Below are 22092 nucleotides of genomic sequence, written 5' to 3' on the forward strand. Positions count from 1 at the left end.
CTAAACCATAAAATTCTAAGTCTTAAAATTCTAAGTCTTAAAAATCTAAACGCTCTGACCTCTTATACTTACGCTTGAAATTAAGCGAGGGTTAGAGCGTTATTTAAGCGCTAAATACAAAACTTAGTGCGCATAAATATTATAGGCTAGGCGGCCACTTGAGCGATCAGTCGCTTAGCTTTATTAATAAAGCTAGCATCCCGAAATAATTGACTTACTTGTTCAAGTGCTAGTTGCTCAATATTGGTTTGTATATAGGCAAAATCTGAACCGCATAAAGCTGCCAACCCGTCATCTTCAACTTTAAAAATATCACTCACACCTTCAAAAGCAATTAAGTCACCTAGTCGACAAGACAAATAACACAGTAATGTATTTTGCGCTTCTTCGTGCGGCATAACACGGTTTAATTGTTTATTAATCAAAGGGGTTAAGCTAGTAGCAATTCCTGACACAATTGACGTTGGCAGTTGCCATTGTTCGGCCAAAGCTTTACCGATTACAGCGGAGTTTAAACCTAGAGAAGATTGTACATTCTCTACTCTTTCAAGTAGTGATGTTTTGCCTAAATATGTATTGGCTATTGAAGGTTGATAAGAAAGCATTGTCATATCCCCTAAACTTATAAGCAAACATAAGGTAGACAATTCAGCCGCATTTTCTTTATTTAAGTGTTTAGCGATTAAAAAGACTAATGAGCTCGCAATATAACTAGAAAGCCAAATTCTTTTATAAGCTGCTGATTGTGCTTCATCTTTAAAGGGAACGCTTTGTTGTAAAATAAATTGTAAAGCGATACTTCTAACAGATGTAACCCCCATAAACACTATGGCATGGTGAATACTTTCAATTGGCTGTCGTAACGAAAAAAGTGAAGAGTTAACGGTATTGATGATCTTGGCTGTCATTTCTGGATCAGATTTAATCAAAGATATTAGCTCTTTAGCCTCCAGTTCACCGCTGGTCAAATTGAGCAATAAAGGATTTGGTTGGCGGCAGCACTGACTTATTTCATTAATTTTTTGTTGCTGATTACGATCAAGAGCATCAAAAGGTAATAAGGTAAAATTCATTAAGTCATTTGAATTTTTTACAACGCTATTCTGATTATTATTTATTTCTGGAATCAGGCGTACAGGTGCTTGAATAACTGTGTTTATGCTGCGTATTTTCGCTGTAGATAATTGACTTCGTTGAGCAACAGTTTTTTGAGTTCTTCTCATTGTTTTAGTGCTGCTTCCTCGCTTTAAATACCAGAGAACCGAGGTAATTATGACGAAAACTATAACAAAAAATTCTAATGACATTTCATGACTTATTTAATAATAAAATTAGATAAATTATGAACTTATTAATAATGTTGGTCAAATGTAATGCTATTTGCCTGTTGCATACACGACAATCCAAACGATATGTGAATTAAAAAATAAAAGTAATTAGTTTCTAACACACCTGTAACGCAGGCGTTAGATGACAACAATAAATATTTAAGGCATTTGCTTGCATCTTTAGGGTTTGACCCCACTTAAAAATATATGTCTTTATTATTGGAACTGCATTGATGGCAAATTCTATTGCGATTACCTTAGAAAATTTTCAGCAAGTTATTCTCGAAGAATCAAAAACTAAACTGGTATTGGTTGATTTTTGGGCCCAGCAAATAGCAGAAAGTGTGGAGTTACGAGATAAGTTAGCTATCGCATTAGCGAATGCTGGCGAAACGATTATATACGCTACGATTGATTGTGAAACTCAAGGGCAAATAGCTCAACAGTTTGGTATTCAAGGTTTACCAACGGCGATTTTAGTTAAAGATGGTCAGCCACTAGATGGATTAACTGGGCCTCAAACTGATGAAAGTATTAGTGAATTTTTAGCGAAATACTTACCTAAAGCCGAAGACGCTTTATTAGCGCAAGCTAACGAATTAATTTTAGAGAATAAAATTACAGAAGCATTTCCAGTGATCAACCAGGCTTATCAACTTGACAGTGAACGTGCTGATATTAAGTTAGTGCTGGCAAATGTTTATATTCAAACAGGTAAAATCGCTGAGGCTGAAACGCTGCTAAATAGCATTAAAATGATTGATCAAGATAGTCACTTCAAATCATTAATGGCTAAGTTAGAATTAGCAAGCCAAGCTGCCGATTCTCCAGAAATTCAAGCGCTTGAGCAAGAGTTACAAAGTAATCCTGAAAATGTAGAGTTAAAGCAGAAGTTAGCCGCGCAATACAGCCAAGTTAACCGAAATGAAGAAGCTTTGGCAATTTTGTTTTTGCTAGTGCAAAGTAATGGCGCAGATATTACCAGTAAAGATTTATTATTAGATGTATTGAAGTCACTGCCAGACGGCGATGCCTTAGCGACAAAATATCGACGTAAACTGTATACCCTTATGTACTAACACCGTTTGTGACTATTCTTAAGCTCAGCTATTCACGCTAAAACTTAACGTTAATAAAAACTAAAAAACGCATAGCAATTATATTGTTATGCGTTTTTTATAGAAAAATTTTTGCTATCAAACATTTACTTGCCTGAAAGCTTTGACACTTAACTTGCTTGAGGTATTAAGTCTTCATCTTTTAATAGATAAGAGAATTCATTCAGAAACTTTTGTATTTTTCTCACAACCACTAACTGGCAATATTTATTTTCTGGGTTGTTAGTAAAGTAATCTTGATGATAACTTTCAGCGCTATAAAAGTTATTAGCGGCCTTCACTGTAGTAACAATAGGCTGCTCAAAAGCTTGTTTGTTAGTTAACTCTGCAATTCGAGCGATAGCTAATTTTTGCTGAGCTTGATTGTGAAACAAAATTGTTGAGCGATATTGGCTACCAATATCATCGCCTTGACGGTTGATCGATGTAGGATCGTGTATGGCAAAAAACACGGTTAATATTTGTTCAACGCTAAGTTGCTCAGGAGAAAATGTGATTTGAACTACTTCTGCATGATTAGTCGTGCCAGTACAAACCTGTTCATAGCTTGGGTTTTCAATATCGCCATCAGCATAACCACTGGTTACAGAAACAACGCCTTTAATTCGGGCAAAAATATTCTCAATACACCAAAAACAGCCAGCGCCTAAAGTTATTTTTTCGATGCTCATTTTCTTTTCCTCTTCACTATTGCTAGTGAACAACATAATTACGTGATGAAAACATAAGACGTTTAGACGTCTATGTGTTTAACTTTTTCAGAAGATATCACCTAGCCGTTTAGATGTCTATATGTTTTGTGAGTTAATTTATTAAATAATTTATTCGTTAAATTGATTTGATCAGGAGTCTTGTCGCTGAGTCATTGTTGAAGTAGTACTAAAGTGAGCGTGTATAAAGCAAAAAAACAAATGCTAGAGTTTGTTTTTTATTTAGCGAGGTTTAGGAAAATAGTTATTTTTATGACAAATTGATGACATTTTTACCGGCTTATTAAAGCTTATACTTTAAAGCCAATAAGATTAAACATAGAGAACCTAGTGCCTTAGTTAGCACTAGGTTTACAATATGAAATTAGAAAAAATTAATCTGAGGTTAGATTAAAAGCAATATGCTGATGAAAGCGTAAAGTTAGTTCATCTTTTGCTGTTGGAAGCTCTAATTCAGTCGCTAATAAACGCATAGCTTGTTCAATTTGATTAACAAATTTAGCATAGTTTTGTTCTTCGCCATTCTCACTGTTAGCAACAAATATAAACTGAACATTATCAACTAGTTCAGCTGCCTGCCATCGACTAACTATGCCACAAGGACTCTGGTTTGGGTTGTAGCCTAACATTTGTAATTCGCCTACTTTAGAGACTAAATCATGTAAGCTGTTTCTAACAATAGGGACTAATCCATTTGCAATTAAAGCACCATTGTTCAAGTTAAAACGTTTCGCCACTAAAGAAAAAGTATCTGTTAGGTAAGTATAAAGTGGGTTGTAAGGGTCTTTTGCTGTAGCGTCAATATCTACCAATTGAGAAATTCTATGATCAAGTGTTAAGTCGATAATGGCATAAGTGATAGAAGCTACATTGTTAGGCAAATCAACATTTTCACTTGAATATCTTTGGGCAATAGGTCTAAATTTATGTGCTGTACTTGTATTGCAGCCTTTGTTTTTAGCAAAAATATCGTAGGTTAAATGCTGATGATCACGCATACGTATTTCGCTTAATGGCAGTTTAATTTTTTCTGCAAAGCTTTGAAGTAGGGTTTTAACCCGTTGGTGAAAACTGGCCGCACCAATTCTAATCTCAGTACCTGAAGCTAAAAATAACAAGGTGATTTTTTTTGCTCTGACATTGGCGTCAAAAAACGCATTTTGTAATACGTGTTGATTTGGATCGTAATAAAATATGATTTGTTGTTTTGTTTGCCATTGATGCATTTCTTGGCTATAACGCACTCTCACTAATTTATTGTTGGCTACCAATACGCTATTTTTTATGCCGCCTTCATCACTTAGCGTAAACAATAACTTAGCTAATGCTTGATAGCAGCCATAATAATTATTGCTGCCGTCTTTTGCTATTTGTGCAGGCAAGTTTGCGAGCAGTTCGTCTGTTAAAGCAAATTCAGCCAAGATATACTGATTGTCGCGCGCATTAGTTGGTATGTAGGTTTTAGCTGCTGCGTTACGCTTCCTAATTATTGACATCATAATTCCTTGTATCAAATTGAGGCATCACACTGATACCAATTCGTTAATATGATGTGATTATAAGCAGCAGACATGACATTTTTATGTCAGTAAATTAAGCAATAATAAATAATATATGAGGGCTCGGTTGAGCAAACAAACTTTATGTCGGTAGAAAATAATACAGAATTAATTGCTGCGATTAATCAAATATAATGCTGATATACTACTAAGTAATGAATTTGTAAGTACGTAAGTTAGTTACTATATTCATATCCACTTAGGAGTATTAATCATGAAAAAAGTAACTTTAAGCAAAATAACCATTAATGAAGTGGAATTAACAGACCTAAATATTCTGTTAGATGATGAAAGTAACGTCATTATATTACCGCTACTTTTTTCTATATATATGAATAGAACAGGTTGTATTAAAAAAGTTGTTCGCAAGGATAAACAAACCCTCATAAATAATGAGGCTATCATAGAAATTATCGATAGTAATATTTTAGATAACACTATTGACTCATATTTGTCGCACCTAAAACACTTATTAATTTACATTAACAAGTTACGTAAAGAACACAATACTCCTTCAGTACACAATTCACATTTAATCTCTCATACACTTTTAAACAAATTCTTGAATGAGGCTTTGCTTGAGGCAGGTAAGTCAGTAGCTACCATAGAAGCTTATCGTGCTTCATTTGTCGCATACTTCGATTTTTTACATTATTTGAAAATCAAACCAGCAAAAAAAATAACAATTGATCGTAAAACTAAACAACAAGCCGCGCATAACTCCGATGTTGAAAAAAGCATTCAATACGTAACGAAACAGCAACGTTTTGAATTGCTAAATGCATGCAATAGTAAAGCAGAAAAACTGATTTTACGTTTAGGTTATGAAGTAGGCTTACGTACAAGCGAAAATTGTGGTTTACGGTTGGAGAAAGATGGCAATCTATTAGATTTATTCAAGCAAGCATCAGACCCTGATAACGAACAGTGTGAGTTCGCATATTATCTCAAAGGTAAGTTCACTAAAGGAAAAAAATCTAGGCAAATTTTTCTGGATAAGGAGCTTATTTTGGCAATGAAAGATTATTATGAAACTGAACGAAATGACATTGTTGAAAAGTCGAAAAAAGATAGCGATATGTTATTTTTGTGTGCAGCAAATTGCTGCTTAGGAAAGGATATATCTGTAGAGCATGGAAGTAATGTTTTTAACCGAGTGAAAAAAAGAACATATTTCTTTGATAAGCACATAAGTTATCAAGCATTACGGCATACATTTGGAACAGAGCTTTTTCATGAGGAATTAATGTCGAGTGACGGGAGAGAAACTAGATCTGAATCAGCCGCACTAATAGTTGTCGCAGAACGTTTAGGGCATGCGTTTACTAAAGAAGGTTTAGCTCCAGAAACGACTACTCGATATATTAGAATGAGACAACAGATGCTACAAGTTGAACAAGGAGAGTTTCATGCATAACGATGAAATCATTGAGGGCTTTGTGACAAATGATGATGGTATAGACCCTTTTGCTCAGGTTTTGCCAACACCAATATCAAAATTGCAAATTAATTCTAATCGAATATCCGTAAGTAAAGATAATCAAGAATTTGCCACATTATCAAATGCCAGTCCGTTTGCTGAATATATCTTTTCAGCTTTATTGAAAGGTACGTTAACTGATTGGTTTTTCCGATTAAAAGATACACGTCATTTTTTAAGACATATTAAAGAGTTCGTTTCATTTTTAAATAACTATAGTTTTGACAGTGTTAACAGATACAAAGTCTTAAAAGATTTTGAGAGTTTTAAAGTTAATGAAGAAGGTTTAAAACCACAATCAACAGGTTTATCAAATTTATTGGGTTTGATAACTAATAGCATTGAAAGTAATCAATTTCCAAAAGAACAAATACTTTATTTAGTAACACTGATTAATACGACTAAACCAAGCAAAAGCTCATGTAGAGACCCACATACGCTAAACCATTGGTTTAATATTAGTTGGCTTAAAAGCTATATCGGAGAAGAGGTATTTTTAAAGCTAGAAAGCCCAAAATTATTAATGGGTGGCTTTAATGTCACTATTGCCACAACTTTGTCTTATTTGATTAGTGCGAAAAAGGAATTAAAAGAAAAAATCAAAAATAACCAAATTAGCGTGGAGCAGCTTTGTTCAGGCGGAGAGGAATACTCTAAGCTCACACCAAGAGAACAAACGAAATACAGTCAAAACTTATTTCAGTTAACTGCTAACTTTGATTCTGAAAAACCACTTGATAAATCAACTCAGTGCATGCTTATTGACTTGGTAAATCAAGTCCCATTTAAGCGAATTATGGAATTAATCAAAACCAAAGGGGTAAAAGCTATCCCTTTTATTTTTCACGCTAAAACTAATAAAAAAATCAATTTTACAAAATCGAATTTATTTACACCTCAATATTTAAACTCACCTTCACCGATTGAAGAGTTATTATTTAGTTGGTTAGTTTCATCGCAAATGGTGCAGCCAGAAGATGTTTTAAAGTTAAAGAAAAGTGACTTCCTTTTTGAAAGAAACTCGCAAGGAACCGTTATTTTAGCGCAATGTATTTATTACAAAGGTAGAGCAGGAGGCAATAAAGAAACGCCATTGCTCAATAAATCCAATGTTGAGTTGAGTGCATTTATCGATTATTTCAGTATTTTACCCGATGATCGAAAAGAACTATTTTCAAAAGCATGCCCTAAAAGCCCAAGATTGGTTACGCCTTATATAGAAGGAACAGCACAACCCTCTATGATTGCCTTTCTGTTTAGGCTTTTAGAAACCGATGACCTATCTAAAACAATAACCAATGCGCTCATCTCTAGAGACGTTAGCAACCTTTTCTACAAATCATTCTTGGGGTTAAATAAGTCGACCTCTATTTCTTATGACACATGGCGAAAAAACTCAAATAAAACGAGGGAAGAGTATATAAAAGAAGTAAATGAGCCATTACCCATTAATATTTTTAGACCTGCTCATATTAAAACTTCGGCAGTATATTCAAGAACGGATTTATATCGTGAAGGTGATTTGGTTAACTATAACTCCCATACTGCTCACACAGAAAAAATGTCTTATTTATCTGATTCAAATAAAGATTGGGTGAATCAATGTGGCAGAATCTCTCGTTTAGTTTTTAACGAGATTGAAACCAATATCTATAAACCCAATGTTAAAGTTGTCGACATTCATACAAACGAACAAATCATAAAAACTAAGGTATTAAAGGCGACAGGTACTACCGATGGGAAAGTTAACGCTATTGGGCAATATAAAGGCTCAGAGGTTGAGGATGCTGACGATAGTGGACTAGTTATGGTAGTTGATTCCGTAGAGACAGCGGTAAACATGCTGCATTATATTAAACAGGCAGATTTGTTTGCTAAAAAACTATTAGATAAAAACCCCAAATTTTTTGAAAGAACCTTACTCGTAAACGTTGAGTGGATGCACTATGTTCTTGATAAACTTTCAATTAGTACGGTAAAAGAAGCTCAAAAGTTTTACTCCGCTAACTTTAAAAATTTCCCCAATATTTTTGATGATGAACTTAGAGGAGGAGTAACGTCATGATGTTAAATACAGCGAAAATTAGTCTTGATAGTAATATTGATTTAGATGACCTGCAATCTCAACTTAATGCAAAAATTGGCTCTGAAAAGAATAATTTACATGCTGATAAATGGTATTTTACAAGTGAAAGCAAAATAATCACATTAGACTTTTCTCCGCTAAAAGGCATGGCAACACAATCAATTAGTTGGGCAGATAAAAAAGATGAATTGATATTCAGCATAAAATTATTATGGCTTGAGGCAACAGAAAAATGCTTTAGTACGGCAGGTTATCAGAATAAATTTAAAGGCTTATGTTTATTAGCTACATATCTAATAACAACAGACCAAGAAGAAATTGGCTTAGGTAATTTATACCAGTTATTTGAATTCACATTATTAAATTCTTGGCAAAAAAATAGCTTTCATAAACGACTTTCACCAAAAACTTTCCATAGTTATAGGGCTGAAGATACTACAGAAATTTGGCAATTAACTCGTTACAGGGATGACTTAGCTTTTGTTTTTTCTAAGTCCGTCAATAAAAGAAATATCAAAAAGAAAATAACATCTGTTTTAGAAGACTTAAGCGGTAAGGATTTAACCTATCGAGATTGGATAGAAGGCGGCTCGTTTAACTTTTTAACACTAGATCAGGGAAAGTACTACATAGAACATTGTGCTACCTTTTTTAATGAAAACATAGAAATAGCTATTGCAACCAATGCTGTTTTAAATAGTGCGCCTGAGCTGGTTTCAAAAATTGGCTGGAATCTTTCACCTACTACAGTTAATTATGTTTCTTTAGCGTTAATCGGTATCCCACCAGAAAAATTAGTCAAAGATAGAAAGGTAAACTTAGTAAAAATAAAAGCCTTAATTGAAGAGGTAAATAAACGTTATACCGAGTGCTATTTAAAGCTTTTTCGTGAAAAGCAATTAACCAGTCCCGAAGCAATATTGCATTTAGCGAAACAACTAATAAGCGGTGATATTTCACAGACAGTGTTAGATAAATTAAAATTCATTGTTGAAAATAGAACGTCAGAATACCTTAAGCAATGGCTATATGATTTAAACTCTAGCATTACTATTGACGAATTTTCTTTATTGCTTGACTCAATTACTCAAAAAAATGAACCTGTTAAAGTCACTTTTCCAACTGAAGAATACCTAAATAATATAGGTGTTTTTTCCAAACGAAGAAACAATACGCTATTAAAACCGTTTGCTACTATGGTAAAAAATGCAGGAATTACTTCAGTTGTAGCTCTATTAGGCTGGAGAGAAAGCGAGTTTGGTTTCCCTTTATCTGCCATTGAAGTATTTGAAAATAAGGACTACCTAGACCAATCATATATGCCATTAAGGTATAACGTTTTATGGCATGTCCCAAAAACTAACGGTAAAACAAAGTTAAATCGTGAAATATCATATTCGGCATACAAGCTACTTAAAATGTTGTCGTTATTAAATAATTCACAGAATGATAAGCCGTGTGTATATCCTGACACAGGCTTGAAAAAAGACATTCATCAATCAAGTAACCCAATTCTTTCTGCTGTACCAGCGATGTGGGAACACTTTGTTAAGCATTATCCACCCTTTAAAGAGCTAGAGCTTCAATCTCAGATAAAAGATATTCAAGGTAAGCTTAGTGCAGGAGTATGCCTTAGTGTTGATGAAGCTAATATACTGAAGTTAAGTTCAGAAAATACCCAAGGAACAGTACAAACAGCCAATGACAAAAATTTACTTTTTACTTGGAAAAAAATTAAAGCTGAATTTGAACGTGTATCTTTCTTTTTAACCCCTAGCGGCAATGCTTTGAAAAAAGGGTGGCTTTATAAATATAAATTAAGAACCTTACCTACGAATGTTTTAGACATGCTAGATAGACACTTATCAGAAGAAACTAGGTTGGCAATTAGTCAGATAAAATCTGAAGCAGAAATAACGGGAACATATACTCAGCAAGTAACCAATGAATTAATTGATGGCTGTATTTACCCTACTCCTCATGCTTTGAGGCACATGTGGGCAGAGGCTGTATATAGAAGGTTTGACGGTGATGCTGGTTGGATGATTCGAAGCCAATTTAAACATATAAGCTCATCAATGTGGTTAGCTTATATAAAAAATAAAGATAACCGTAGGCTGCATGATAAGGTGAAAGTAAAAGTCATATCTTCGTTACTTAAAAACTACTTAATGAACAACTCTGAAGGGTATTCAGGGAAGTTACATGTCTTTTTACGCAGACTTTATAAAAATACTAGCATATCGACACTCGATGATTTTGATAAAAAAATCGAAGAATTTGCCAAGTTTGAATTTAAAGATATAAAGTCAAACCCTTGGGGGTATTGTATTCTTAAAACGCGACAACAGCATACAGCCAAATGTGCTCAAGACGGTCTTCCGCAGCGGCAAAATGCTTCACCTAAGATATGCTTAGGCTGTAGCAATAATTTAACGCAATCAACTAATTTAGAACACATTGTTTTGAATTTATCCAATGACATTAATATTGTTAAAAGCAATAATTTGCCTCAAGCGTATGTCAATTCTTCCTATGAAACATTACGTAATGCACGTAATCATATAAAAGACCTTGAGCCTAATAGTCAGTATTTGCCTGTAATAGAAAATGTTATTGCAGAACACATGAAAAAGTCGAGGGTTTAACATGTTAGAGTTTTTTCAAGAACCAGCAAAAAATAAAGATGAGTTGCCAGAATGGGTATCTAAAAAAAATGTTTCGTACAAAGCGTATTTAGAAGTATTGAAGCTAAAAGAAGAGCGACTTCATTATATTGAACGGCATAATCGAAAATCCCATTTTGAGAATAAAAAATCCTACCAAATAAGTGTTAGAAATGTTGCCGATAACATTGGCGCAGCTAATACTACGCTATCGCAAAAATCTAGCTATTCTGAAGGGTTTAAAGCATTTTTAGATGCTACCAATAAAGAACTGGAAGAGTTAAAAGATAAAAGATTAAAAACTACCGCCAAACGTAAATCCCGTGGTGCTGTCGCCTATAACAAAGACGAATTGGTAGAAGAAAATGATAGGTTAAAAAATGAAAATGGAAAGCTTAAGGAAGCTAATGTTAAGAAGCAAGTGGATCTAATCTTAGAGAAGATAGACCCAAATTTAAAGAATGCGTTAGGGTTTTAATTAACCTAGCTCTTTAAACTTAAACTGGTATTGATAGATTTGTTCATCAACTTCATCTCGCCAAATATCAAAAAATGCTACCATAGATTGAAAGTTAAAGGTTTGATTCGAGTTCAAAGGACGATGCCTTAAAACAATCTGTTTGTCGTCTAATAAACGTTGCAAGTTGTTATGAATGTACTCTGTCTCATTGCTGCTAAATTCAAGTACTTCACCAGACTCATATGGCGAGTTAATATTATGTTCATTGATGAGAATTAGCTCATCCGCTAGTTGGTTAACTGCTAGATATTCACATGGATGTTCGCTCTTAATCATTAAAAGTAGCGTTTCTAATTCTGCCTCATATTTTTCTTTAATGTTATCAGTCACTATTAATTCTTCCGTCCAAAAAATAAGCTTTAAATCTAAGGAGTTACACTGGTATATCAGATTTAAGCTTCAATAAATCAATTATAGGATCTAATTTTCAACCTCCAAACTTTTTAACAGACAGGTACTTGATTTAACTTTTTTTACTAGTAAGTTGATATTAACGCAATCACGGAGAAGTCATGAACCATAGTCAAATTAGTTTAAAAACATTAGTAAAAAATATAGAAAACAATCATTACGTTACCTTAGATTTTCAAGGTCGAAGAAACTTTGTTTGGGATGTACTAGATATCGAAAAACTAGGCGATTCAATTATCAGGGGTGTTCCAATCACTTCAATAGTTACAATGCCAATAGAGTCAAAAAAATTCCCAACGCAACCTTTAAACACCGCATTAACATCAAACCTTAAACCAGCACCACAGCAATATGTTATTGATGGCTATCAACGATTAGCTTCAATTTCTGATATCTTTTTAGGTACAGATAGTACGTTTTTGTATTATTTTGATTTATCGGCAATTATCAATGAAAAATTCCCCATAAATCAACAAAGTATAGAGGTGCTTAATTTAGGGACGTTTTGTAAGACGTTTCAGGAACATGAGTCAGAGCGATTTAATCCAAGATTCTTGTTGGCAGCAGATGTGATAAATAACAAGTTTAATAATGGTATTGGTAAATTTTTACTACAAGTAAGAAGTAGCCTAAGCCTAACGAATAGAGAGTTTGATGACTATTTTGATTATTTAATCAATACGTTAACTTCTGTGGCTCATTATAATCTAGCTATCACTAAAATTAACGCTACTGAAGATATAGCACCTATAAAGCGGATATACGAAAAATTAAATTTACCGCTATTTTATCAACAAGCTTAAATGCGAAATATTTTTGAAGAGATTACTCCATCTCTTCAAAACAATCATCATCGTATCGTAAAATTGTATAGGTAAAGTCATTTTTTAAAGCTATAGAGCTAGAATAAATGGCTTCCAGCTTATTTCCTTTAAATTCAGGCGTAATCCAATCAATAGCATCAACAGTTTCAAAATCAGTTGATAAATTATCAGCTAAACCGTCATAACACAGCTCTTTTTGCTCACTGGATAATGGTGATCGGTTGATATAAGGTTCAAAGCTTTTAGACGTTACAAACCGATAAAATTGCCCTGATTTATGAATTACCATCGCAGCAGGTTCTTTATAAATAGATGTCATTCTTCTGAAGGATGCTTCTAATGACGTAAAACAATTATCTTTAATAGTTTTGACATTAAACCAATTAATATCACCATCAGTTAATGGCTTAATAAGTTGTTTCGGCATTAATAAACCAGAAGCAAAACCATTGGCTTCTTTTTCAATGGGATCATTAAACTGATCTGTTAATTCTTTAGAGCCGCAATTAAAAGATTGTTGAGTGATACTTGGCATAATATGCATACAAGCATGACCAACTTCATGTGCAGCCGTATAATTTAACCGTCCCTTGTCAGGAATATTACTATTTACGTAGATTACTGCGCCTTTTTCATTGCCGATGGCTTTGCCTAAAATTGCCTCGCTATTAAAAGGTTTATGCTCAAAAATCAGATTAAAGTCATCACTGTTAATTTCATTACAAACGGTTTCAGGGTTGATCGGCAAAGTATCAAATCCTAAATCTTCTAGTGTATCTTCAGCTTCGGTGCTTCCTTTCTGCTCTGCAATCACTTATCAGTCAATCCTTTTAATCTTTCAGCCATTTCTAGTAATAGCTGTTGGTCTTTATCATCTAAGTCATTAATACTTTTGAATTTTCTATAAAACTCAAGATTCCTTTCTTCTTGCTCTGAACGTTCAACGGGTTGTTCACCTGTTAATTCATGTACTTCAACATTTAAAGCTGATGCTATTTTTTTTAGTACAACAATAGTTGGAACACGTTCACCTTGCTCTATTTTACTTAAAGCTGCACCAGTAATACCTGCTTCTTGAGCTAATTTCGATTGGTTCCAATCAATCTTACCTCTTAACTCTTTGATATTGCTACTAATGGTTTTGGCTTGTTCTTGCTTGGATGTCATTTTATTAACCTCTGTTAATAAATATTTTAATTACTGTTGACATAAAAGTCCAACAAAGTGATAATTTAACCGTTGTTGATAATCGTGTTAACAGCAGTTAATTTTAATTTAATTATAGGAAATATTATTTATGGCTACAAATCCTCCTACTGGTGATGGACACCGCAAAGGCATGGTACGTAAACGTTCACAAACTCAAACACCATCTGGACATTATGTTAAACGTGATGCAGATACAGGTAGATTTATGGATGTTAAATCTGATGGCAAACCATTTAAGGGGGTGAGAAAAGAAAAATAACAGCAGTAACTCAATTTAAATAAATCTAATTTTAAGGAGCCAAATCATGGCTAGATATTATGTGCGCGATAAAGCGCAAACCAATGGCGATCACGAAGTACATCGAGAAGGCTGCTCTTACATGCCCGATCCAGCAAACCGTACTTATTTAGGTGACTTTGCTACTTGTCGTCCAGCAGTACAGGCGGCAAAGCGAATTTACTCTAAATCAAACGGTTGTTACTACTGCTCTAACGATTGCCACACGAGTTAGACGGTGAAAACTATAAGGATATATCGTGAACGCTAGGTAAAATGGATTATTAATGAAAGTTACTAATCCATTTTTATTTTAATAACCTCTAAAGTTGTATAACTTTGCTACTAAAATGCAAATACAATTGAAATAAATAGCCCTAACCACAACAACTTGCTAAATTACATCTCATAAAAATTAATTATCTCTACGCTTTTATTTTATCCGCCCATTTACCATAAATAAGCGTTAATACACGGAAGAACACACCAACATGACCCAAATCACGCTTCAACAATTAGAATCTTTTTTATGGGAAACTGCCGACATTTTACGTGGCAATATGGATGCCTCAGAATTTAAAGACTACATCTTCGGTATGATGTTTTTAAAACGCCTTTCAGACTCGTTTGATGAAGAACAAGAAAAGGTTATTGCCTATTACACGCAAAAGGGTAAAACCGAAGCTCAGGCGAAAGAACTCGCTCAAGATGAAGATGAATACGACAGTACCTTTTTTATCCCTGAAAACGCCCGTTGGAGCGTTTTAAAAGATTTAAAACACGATATTGGCGCAGAGCTTAATAAAGCCACTGAAGCCATTGAAGAGCACAATAGCTCGCTTGAAGGTGTATTGGTGAGTATTGATTTCAACATCAAAAACAAATTATCAGATACTAAGCTGCGTGATTTACTTTCGCACTTTAACCAACACCGTTTGCGTAATAGTGATTTTGAACGTCCTGATTTACTTGGTACAGCTTACGAATATCTAATTAAAATGTTTGCTGATTCCGCTGGTAAAAAAGGTGGTGAATTCTATACCCCAAGTGAAGTAGTGCAATTATTAGTGGCATTACTAAAACCTCATGCTGGTATGCGAATTTACGACCCAACGGCTGGCTCTGGTGGTATGTTAGTACAAACCCGTAATTACCTTGAATCTCACGGTGAAAATGCCGCTAACTTATCCCTTGCAGGACAAGAGATGAACCTAAATACGTGGGCTATTTGTAAAATGAATATGTTCCTTCATGGCGTATTCAGTGCTGATATTCGCAAAGGTGACACCTTACGTGACCCACAGCATACCGAGCATGGTCAGCTAATGACCTTTGACCGTGTGATCGCAAACCCTCCTTTTAGCTTAAAGAAATGGGGTAAAGATGAGTGTGATAAAGACGGTTTTGGACGTTTCCCCTACGGCACACCACCAAAAGATGCTGGCGATTTAGCCTTTGTGCAACACATGGTTGCCTCTATAAACGATGAGGGCATGGCTGGTATAGTAATGCCGCATGGTGTGTTATTCCGTGGTTCTAGTGAAAAAACTATTCGCCAAGGTTTACTAGAAGATGATTTATTAGAGGCGGTTGTCGGTTTACCATCTGGTTTATTCTACGGCACAGGTATTCCTGCATGTTTACTTATCATCAATAAGAATAAAGCAGCGATACGTAAAAACAAAGTGTTATTTATCAATTCAGAATTAGAGTTCGAAGAAGGTAAAAACCAAAACAAACTACGCCCACAAGATATTGAAAAAATCATTGCTACCTTCAATGACTATCAAGACATTAAACGATACGCCAAAGTTGTTGAACTTAGCGAAATTCAAGAAAACGACTTTAACTTAAATATCAGACGCTACGCAGATACCTCACCACCACCAGAAATTTTCGATGTTCGTGCCATATTACATGGTGGTATTCCAGTGCGTGAAGTTGAAAACGACTATGTCCAAGAAGCGATTTTAAAAGACTTTGATGTATCAACGGTATTTAATAAGCAGGATGAAAACTATTTTGTATTTAAGCCTGAAATCACCAATAAAGAGTTAATTAGAGCTGTTGTTGAAGAAAGTGCTGCTAATGGGAATGAGTATGTTGAAACGGCAGTAATCACGCAACTGGAACGCTGGTGGGATAAATATCAAGTATCGTTACATCAGCTAGATGATCAAGTAATCAGCGCAGAAGTTGAAATGAAAGGCTACTTAAAGGAATTGGGTTATGAGTAATTTAGTGCCTGATGGTTGGGAACGATGTGTCATCGGTAAAAAGTTTAAATTTTTAGGTGGCTATGCTTTTAAAAGTTTAGATAGTGTTGATAGTGGTACTCGCTGGTTAAAAATAGCAAATGTTGGAATAGGGAAAGTAAAATGGGAAGAACGTAGCTACCTTCCTTCTAACTTTATTGATGAGCACCCGAACTATGTGTTGAATCAAGGGGATTGTGTAGTTGCATTAACACGCCCAATAATAAGAGGTGAACTAAAGGTAGCTCAAATAAAATCTTATGATTCACCGTCATTGCTAAATCAAAGAGTGGCAAAAGTTAAGTTTAACAATCAATTGGTTGATAATGACTTTGTATATTCAATGATGAGATATGAAGAAATCTCTCGTGAAATTGAAATTACTATTTTTGGTACTGATCCACCTAACCTAAGTACTAAGCAGCTTGAAGAGATTAAGGTTAATTTCCCTCCACTTCCCGAACAACAAAAAATTGCCAAAATCCTAACCTCTGTTGATGAAGTGATTGAAAAAACACAAGCGCAAATCGACAAGTTAAAAGACCTAAAAATAGGCATGATGCAAGAGTTACTAACCAACGGCATCGGTCACACTGAATTCAAAGACTCACCCGTTGGCAGAATCCCTGCTGAGTGGAAGGTTAAGGCTGTTGAATCTGTTCTTGCTGAAATTATTGATTATCGAGGTAAGGCTCCACCTAAAAGCGAAGTGGGTGTTCCACTAATTACAGCTAAAAATATTCGTAATGGTTTTATTAATCAAGAGCCTAGAGAGTATATTTTTGAAGAGCAGTTTGATAGCTGGATGGTTAGGGGAATGCCAAAGTACGGGGATGTTTTCATTACAACCGAAGCTCCTTTAGGGAATGTTGCTAAAGTACCTAATTATAAATTTGCGATTGGACAAAGAGTTTTAACTTTAAGACCTAATGAATTAATTTGTACTGAATTTCTATTGTTTATACTGCAAGGTGAAAAGTTTAAAAAAGAACTAGACCTTCAATCCACTGGCTCAACGGTTGCAGGAATAAAACAAAGTACATTTAGGAAAGTATTACTTCCAGTACCTCCTATTGATGAGCAAATAAAAATATCAGAAAACCTAAATTCAATAGTTAGCCGCATTGATGCGACTCAAAACAAATTACAGCATTTTAAGTCTTTAAAAAAAGCACTCATGCAAGACCTACTCACAGGTAAAGTACGAGTCAAAGTTGATAGATAACTAATCAAGGAAGAATCATTGAGTAAAATTCATTATTTTCAGCGTTATTCACAAAAAGAAAATGTTGTTACCAACAACACGCTATTGTTGTTTTCACGGTTATATAACGATAGTCCGTCACGCTTTGAAGACTTCATTAATTCGTTATTAACTAATGAAAACAACAGAGTAAATTTAGAAATCGGTTTACGTTTTCGCCAACAAGAAGGTAACAAATCAGGCTCCAGTATTCCTGATGGTTCCATCATTCAAAAAGGCATGAAAGTGCTGGTTGAAACTAAGCTTTATGACAATAACGACAGCAACCAGTTATTACGTCACCTTGACGGTTTTGATAACGAAGATACGCAAGTATTATTACTGGTTAATGCGACTGAAACCAAGCAAAAATTTAATGTGAAAGTGCATAAATTAGTTGATGAATTTAACGAAACCAATAATAAACGAGTCGAATTTTGTTCGGTGACTTTCAAAGAAGTGATTGATGCACTTGATAATGTGTTATTTGAATATGACGTTGAATTTAACGAAATGCTCGATGATTACCGTGAATTTTGCGAAGGGCAAGATTTACTACCTCGCCATCAATTTATGATGCGAGCTATCACCTCTAGCGGTTCATTTACGCAGAACATGAAACATAACATCTACTATGATGCCAAAAATCGTGGTTATGCTGCTCATCAATACCTAGGACTTTATAATGACAAGTCTGTTCGAGCAGTAGGCAGGTTAAAAAAAGTTGTGTTGGCAAATGCCGATATGAAGAAAAGAAAGTTTACTAAAGTTGAAAGCAAACAAGGTGAACCAGCTACAGAGCAAGAAAAAGAGCAAATCCTCTCTATTATGGATGAAGCTTATGTAGAAAATGGTTGGAATGTTTTTAATGACCACCAGTTTTTTATTGTTGACGAATTTATACCAACAGACTTTAACAAAATCACTAAATACCCAATCCAACGGACTAAGTTTTTTGATTTAGGTAGCGAACTTGGATTAGAAGAATTGCCGAGCTGCGTTGAAATAGCTGAGTTGCTGAAAGAAAAGACATGGGAGTAATTGAATGAATAAAAATATCACATGCGAAGTAGCGACACTGCTAGGTAAGAGCCGAGATGATGTTACGGAAACTGTAGAGCTTTTCATGGAACTATTGCATAAAAAAGCCTACGAATATAAAGGATTGAATGGTGATTATATTGGTGAAGAACTTCATTACGATATGTCGGATAAAGCCTTTTATCATTTTCTAGGTTTTCTGAATGACTTTGATAATAAATATAATTGGGAACAATCAGCTTCAGAATACATAGCACGACTAAGCTCTAGGGAAACTTGGCAACCATTCTCAGAGCAAATGCAGCAGTGGAATAAGCCAATTAAGGATTAGTATGAATCAGGATGAGTTAAACAAGGTTGAATTGCCAGCAATTGAGCAGCTTAAAGAGCTAGGTTGGAGATACATTCACGGAGCCTATTTAACGCCAGAGGCTGGCGCACGAGCTTATTTGCGTGATGTAGTGTTGGTCGAACACTTAAATTCCGCTATTAAGCGCATAAATCCTTGGATCAGTGATGAAAACTTAAAAAAGGTTTCTCGTGAATTAACCCACCCTAATTTTGCTGCTTTAATGGAATATAACCACGCTATTTATCAAACTTTAGTTAACTATCAATCAGTAGAGCAAGACCTTGGTAAAGGTCGTAAAGGGCAAACCGTTAAAATTATTGATTTTGATAATTTAGAAAATAATGAATTTGTTTGTACCAACCAATTTAAAGTTGAAGGGGCTAATCAAAAAATAATCCCTGATATTGTTTGTTTTGTTAATGGCTTGCCACTGGCAATTATTGAATGTAAATCGCCTTATATCACCAGCCCTATGTCAGAAGGCATCAACCAATTAAGACGCTATGCCAATTTACGTCATCCTCATGATGATGAAGGTGCAGAAAAGCTATTTTGGTATAATCAATTAATGGTATCTAGCTGTCGTGACCAAGCTAAAGTTGGCACTATTAGCTCAAGCTCACAACATTATGGTGATTGGAAAGATGCTTATCCGTATACCGATGATGATTTAGCTGGCGAGGACACAACCGCACAACAACGCCTACTGGCTGGTATGTTCAACAAACAAGGCTTTTTAGATTTACTACAAAATTTTGTTATTTACGAAACCGTTGATGGCAGATTAATTAAAAAAGTGGCGCGTTATCAGCAATACCGAGCAGTAAACAAAGTTATTGAACGCTTAAAAACAGGTGAAACCCGTAAAGATAAGTCAGGTGTTGTTTGGCATACGCAAGGCTCTGGTAAGTCGTTAACTATGGTAATGCTTGCCGTTAAAATGCGAAGAGACCCTGAACTTCAGCAATACAAACTGGTATTTATTACTGACCGTACCCAACTTGATGAGCAGTTATCTTCAACCTTCCGTGATGCTCAAGGTGAAACCGTATATAACGCTACATCAGTAGCCAAACTCAGGGAGTTACTTAAAAAAGATTCGTCTGACTTAATTACGGCAATGGTGCAAAAATTCCAAGATGCTGAAAAAGAAGCCGCTAACGGTGGCTTAGATAAAGCTTTTATCGATTTAAACCCTAGTGAAAAAATCATAGTGCTTGCCGATGAAGCTCACCGTACTCAATTCGGTGGTTTAGCTATGGTAATTAATGCAGCCTTACCTAACGCACCAAAAATTGGTTTTACAGGAACCCCATTACTTAAAACCCAAAAAATGGGACAAGCCTTTGGTGGTTATATTGACCAATATAAAATTAATGAAGCCGTAGAAGATGGTGCAACAGTACCTATTTTGTACGAAGGTAGAGAAGTCATTACCGATGTTTCTAGCCAATCACTTGATTCATTATTTGAAGAGTACTTTTCTGATTACACCAAAGAAGAACAGCGTGAAATTAAGAAGAAATATGGCGTTGAACGTGCGGTGCGTGAAGCACCAGCGCGTATCCGTTGGGTTTGTATAGATTTATTAAAACATTACCGAGAGCATATTCAACCCGATGGTTTTAAAGCCATGATAGTTACAGGTAGCCGCCATGCTGCTGCACTATACAAGCAAACACTTGATGAATTAGGTGCGCCACCGTCAGAAGTTATTATTTCGGGCGATCATAATGATGAAGCCTATTTAGCTAAGTACACAGATAAAGTTGCTCAGAAAAAGGCGATTGATGATTTTCCTAAACCATTAAGTGAAAACCCAACAGCATTCTTAATAGTAAAAGATATGCTGTTAACAGGCTTTGATGCTCCCTTGGCGCAAGTAATGTACATAGACCGCAAACTGCAAGACCACACGCTTATGCAAGCAATTGCTAGGGTTAACCGTACATACAAAGGTAAAACCTGCGGCTTTGTTGTTGATTACTACGGGCTGTCTCAACACTTAACTGATGCACTAGATATGTTCACTAGTGAAGATGTCGATGGCACAATTCAATCGCTTAAAGATGAAATACCAAAGCTAAAAGCAACACACACCGTAGCCATGAGCTTTTTCAAAGATGTGCTAGTAAATGGTAAACCAAGTACAGATGTTGATGATTATGTGCTGACATTAAAAGATGAAGATATTAGAGCACAGTTTGAAATAGCCTTTAAACGCTTTGCCAAGCAAATGAATGTGATATTGCCAGATAAAGCGGCATCACCTTTTGTTAAAGATTTAACCTTTCTAGGTAAAGTGCTAAACGCTGCCAGAGTACGTTATCGTGAAGAGGGGTTAGATTTATCAGGTGTTGGTGAAAAGGTTCGTCAGTTAGTAGATGAACATATTATCAGCACAGGTGTAGACCCTAAAATACCGCCTGTTGATTTATTAGCTGCTAACTTTAAAGAAAAGCTTAAAGAAGTTAAATCAACCGAATCAAAAGCCTCTGAAGTTGAAAGTGCCATCAAGCACCATATAACTGTTAACCTTGAAGAAGACCCTGAATACTATAAATCTCTCAGTTTACGCTTACGAGATATTATTGTTAAAAATGCTGGTAATTGGGAGCGTCAGTTAGAGTTGTTGCTAGAGATGGTCGATAACATTGAAGGTGAGCATCAACAAGCTGCACAAGATGTTGGCTTATCTGAAACAGAATATGCTTTTTATAACATCCTAACCGCTGAAGTATCACAAGTTGCCGAAAGTTCTGGTGATTATGTGGTTGACGATAGCGTCATGGAAGAAGTGAAAACCACCACACAAACCTTAGTTAACACATTTGATGAGGCTACTGAAATTGTTGATTTCTTTAATAAGCAAGATGAAGTGAAACGCATGAAAAAAGAAATTAAACGCGCAATCATAGACCAATCATTCGGTGAACCTAGCTTAGTTAAAGTAGTGCAAGAGCGTTTTATGGAACTTGGCAAAACTAAATTTAACAAACGTTAGGTCTGAGTA

Annotated in this window: 19 protein-coding genes; 13 read left to right on the plus strand and 6 right to left on the minus strand. The window is 35.1% G+C overall.

The window, feature by feature from the left end:
- Positions 1-146 precede the first annotated feature (146 nt).
- On the minus strand, positions 147-1223 hold the full coding sequence (locus B6A32_RS03880) for an HDOD domain-containing protein (RefSeq protein ID WP_158088443.1): 1077 nt from the start codon (positions 1221-1223) through the stop codon (positions 147-149).
- Positions 1224-1561: 338 nt separating this feature from the next.
- Here B6A32_RS03880 and B6A32_RS03885 point away from each other — a divergent pair, with 338 nt between their 5' ends.
- Positions 1562-2407, plus strand: a complete 846-nt coding sequence (locus B6A32_RS03885) for a tetratricopeptide repeat protein (RefSeq protein WP_085301382.1) — start codon at positions 1562-1564, stop codon at positions 2405-2407.
- A 149-nt stretch (positions 2408-2556) separates the two neighbouring features.
- On the opposite strand, the gene msrA is transcribed toward B6A32_RS03885, so the two are convergent.
- The gene (gene msrA, locus B6A32_RS03890) at positions 2557-3117 is read right to left on the minus strand and encodes a peptide-methionine (S)-S-oxide reductase MsrA (RefSeq protein ID WP_085301383.1); all 561 of its coding nucleotides are present in this window, start codon (positions 3115-3117) and stop codon (positions 2557-2559) included.
- 413 nt (positions 3118-3530) lie between these two features.
- Complete coding sequence (locus B6A32_RS03895) at positions 3531-4652, minus strand: DUF3083 family protein (RefSeq protein WP_085301384.1); 1122 nt, start codon at positions 4650-4652, stop codon at positions 3531-3533.
- Positions 4653-4929: 277 nt separating this feature from the next.
- On the opposite strand from B6A32_RS03895, the gene B6A32_RS03900 reads away from it, so the two are divergent.
- From B6A32_RS03900 to B6A32_RS03915, 4 genes are read left to right on the plus strand one after another with little or no spacing between them, the layout of a single operon-like run.
- Entirely contained in the window at positions 4930-6132 is a 1203-nt protein-coding gene (locus B6A32_RS03900; protein WP_085301385.1) for a tyrosine-type recombinase/integrase, read from the plus strand.
- Complete coding sequence (locus tag B6A32_RS03905) at positions 6125-8260, plus strand: hypothetical protein (protein WP_085301386.1); 2136 nt, start codon at positions 6125-6127, stop codon at positions 8258-8260. The genes B6A32_RS03900 and B6A32_RS03905 overlap by 8 nt, the downstream gene beginning before the upstream one ends.
- Entirely contained in the window at positions 8257-10929 is a 2673-nt protein-coding gene (locus B6A32_RS03910) for a hypothetical protein (protein WP_085301387.1), read from the plus strand. Before B6A32_RS03905 ends, B6A32_RS03910 begins: the two co-directional genes overlap by 4 nt.
- Before the next feature lies 1 nt (position 10930).
- Entirely contained in the window at positions 10931-11425 is a 495-nt protein-coding gene (locus tag B6A32_RS03915; protein WP_085301388.1) for a hypothetical protein, read from the plus strand.
- Here the strand turns inward: B6A32_RS03915 and B6A32_RS03920 are convergent, their stop codons facing one another.
- Positions 11426-11797, minus strand: a complete 372-nt coding sequence (locus B6A32_RS03920; protein WP_085301389.1) for a hypothetical protein — start codon at positions 11795-11797, stop codon at positions 11426-11428.
- Positions 11798-11979: 182 nt separating this feature from the next.
- Here B6A32_RS03920 and B6A32_RS03925 point away from each other — a divergent pair, with 182 nt between their 5' ends.
- Complete coding sequence (locus tag B6A32_RS03925; RefSeq protein WP_085301390.1) at positions 11980-12681, plus strand: DUF262 domain-containing protein; 702 nt, start codon at positions 11980-11982, stop codon at positions 12679-12681.
- Between the two features lie 22 nt (positions 12682-12703).
- Here B6A32_RS03925 and B6A32_RS03930 read toward each other — a convergent pair whose 3' ends face one another.
- Both B6A32_RS03930 and B6A32_RS03935 read right to left on the minus strand, forming a co-directional pair.
- On the minus strand, positions 12704-13516 hold the full coding sequence (locus tag B6A32_RS03930; RefSeq protein ID WP_233131311.1) for an ImmA/IrrE family metallo-endopeptidase: 813 nt from the start codon (positions 13514-13516) through the stop codon (positions 12704-12706).
- The gene (locus tag B6A32_RS03935; protein WP_085301391.1) at positions 13513-13869 is read right to left on the minus strand and encodes a helix-turn-helix domain-containing protein; all 357 of its coding nucleotides are present in this window, start codon (positions 13867-13869) and stop codon (positions 13513-13515) included. The genes B6A32_RS03930 and B6A32_RS03935 overlap by 4 nt, the downstream gene beginning before the upstream one ends.
- Positions 13870-13999: 130 nt before the next feature.
- On the opposite strand from B6A32_RS03935, the gene B6A32_RS19315 reads away from it, so the two are divergent.
- From B6A32_RS19315 to B6A32_RS03965, 7 genes are all read left to right on the plus strand, one after another.
- Positions 14000-14170, plus strand: a complete 171-nt coding sequence (locus B6A32_RS19315; RefSeq protein WP_198946863.1) for a hypothetical protein — start codon at positions 14000-14002, stop codon at positions 14168-14170.
- Positions 14171-14216: 46 nt separating this feature from the next.
- Positions 14217-14423, plus strand: coding sequence for a hypothetical protein (locus B6A32_RS03940; protein WP_101685882.1), 207 nt, complete (start codon positions 14217-14219; stop codon positions 14421-14423).
- A 256-nt stretch (positions 14424-14679) separates the two neighbouring features.
- Entirely contained in the window at positions 14680-16425 is a 1746-nt protein-coding gene (locus B6A32_RS03945; protein ID WP_085301393.1) for a type I restriction-modification system subunit M, read from the plus strand.
- Complete coding sequence (locus B6A32_RS03950) at positions 16418-17668, plus strand: restriction endonuclease subunit S (protein WP_085301394.1); 1251 nt, start codon at positions 16418-16420, stop codon at positions 17666-17668. The genes B6A32_RS03945 and B6A32_RS03950 overlap by 8 nt, the downstream gene beginning before the upstream one ends.
- An 18-nt stretch (positions 17669-17686) precedes the next feature.
- On the plus strand, positions 17687-18727 hold the full coding sequence (locus tag B6A32_RS03955) for a hypothetical protein (RefSeq protein WP_085301395.1): 1041 nt from the start codon (positions 17687-17689) through the stop codon (positions 18725-18727).
- 4 nt (positions 18728-18731) lie between these two features.
- Positions 18732-19058, plus strand: coding sequence for a hypothetical protein (locus tag B6A32_RS03960; RefSeq protein WP_085301396.1), 327 nt, complete (start codon positions 18732-18734; stop codon positions 19056-19058).
- Between the two features lies 1 nt (position 19059).
- Positions 19060-22083, plus strand: coding sequence for a type I restriction endonuclease subunit R (locus B6A32_RS03965; RefSeq protein ID WP_085301397.1), 3024 nt, complete (start codon positions 19060-19062; stop codon positions 22081-22083).
- Positions 22084-22092: the final 9 nt, after the last annotated feature.

It is taken from the genome of Colwellia polaris (assembly GCF_002104515.1).
Lineage (GTDB): Bacteria > Pseudomonadota > Gammaproteobacteria > Enterobacterales > Alteromonadaceae > Cognaticolwellia > Cognaticolwellia polaris.

Excerpts from the sequence above, each read along its gene's own strand:
- B6A32_RS03880 (WP_158088443.1), bottom strand. The coding sequence starts at position 1,223 with ATGAGAAGAACTCAAAAAACTGTTGCTCAACGAAGTCAATTATCTACA.
- B6A32_RS03885 (WP_085301382.1), top strand. The coding sequence starts at position 1,562 with ATGGCAAATTCTATTGCGATTACCTTAGAAAATTTTCAGCAAGTTATT.
- msrA (WP_085301383.1), bottom strand. The coding sequence starts at position 3,117 with ATGAGCATCGAAAAAATAACTTTAGGCGCTGGCTGTTTTTGGTGTATT.
- B6A32_RS03895 (WP_085301384.1), bottom strand. The coding sequence starts at position 4,652 with ATGTCAATAATTAGGAAGCGTAACGCAGCAGCTAAAACCTACATACCA.
- B6A32_RS03900 (WP_085301385.1), top strand. The coding sequence starts at position 4,930 with ATGAAAAAAGTAACTTTAAGCAAAATAACCATTAATGAAGTGGAATTA.
- B6A32_RS03905 (WP_085301386.1), top strand. The coding sequence starts at position 6,125 with ATGCATAACGATGAAATCATTGAGGGCTTTGTGACAAATGATGATGGT.
- B6A32_RS03910 (WP_085301387.1), top strand. The coding sequence starts at position 8,257 with ATGATGTTAAATACAGCGAAAATTAGTCTTGATAGTAATATTGATTTA.
- B6A32_RS03915 (WP_085301388.1), top strand. The coding sequence starts at position 10,931 with ATGTTAGAGTTTTTTCAAGAACCAGCAAAAAATAAAGATGAGTTGCCA.
- B6A32_RS03925 (WP_085301390.1), top strand. The coding sequence starts at position 11,980 with ATGAACCATAGTCAAATTAGTTTAAAAACATTAGTAAAAAATATAGAA.
- B6A32_RS03935 (WP_085301391.1), bottom strand. The coding sequence starts at position 13,869 with ATGACATCCAAGCAAGAACAAGCCAAAACCATTAGTAGCAATATCAAA.
- B6A32_RS19315 (WP_198946863.1), top strand. The coding sequence starts at position 14,000 with ATGGCTACAAATCCTCCTACTGGTGATGGACACCGCAAAGGCATGGTA.
- B6A32_RS03940 (WP_101685882.1), top strand. The coding sequence starts at position 14,217 with ATGGCTAGATATTATGTGCGCGATAAAGCGCAAACCAATGGCGATCAC.
- B6A32_RS03945 (WP_085301393.1), top strand. The coding sequence starts at position 14,680 with ATGACCCAAATCACGCTTCAACAATTAGAATCTTTTTTATGGGAAACT.
- B6A32_RS03950 (WP_085301394.1), top strand. The coding sequence starts at position 16,418 with ATGAGTAATTTAGTGCCTGATGGTTGGGAACGATGTGTCATCGGTAAA.
- B6A32_RS03960 (WP_085301396.1), top strand. The coding sequence starts at position 18,732 with ATGAATAAAAATATCACATGCGAAGTAGCGACACTGCTAGGTAAGAGC.
- B6A32_RS03965 (WP_085301397.1), top strand. The coding sequence starts at position 19,060 with ATGAATCAGGATGAGTTAAACAAGGTTGAATTGCCAGCAATTGAGCAG.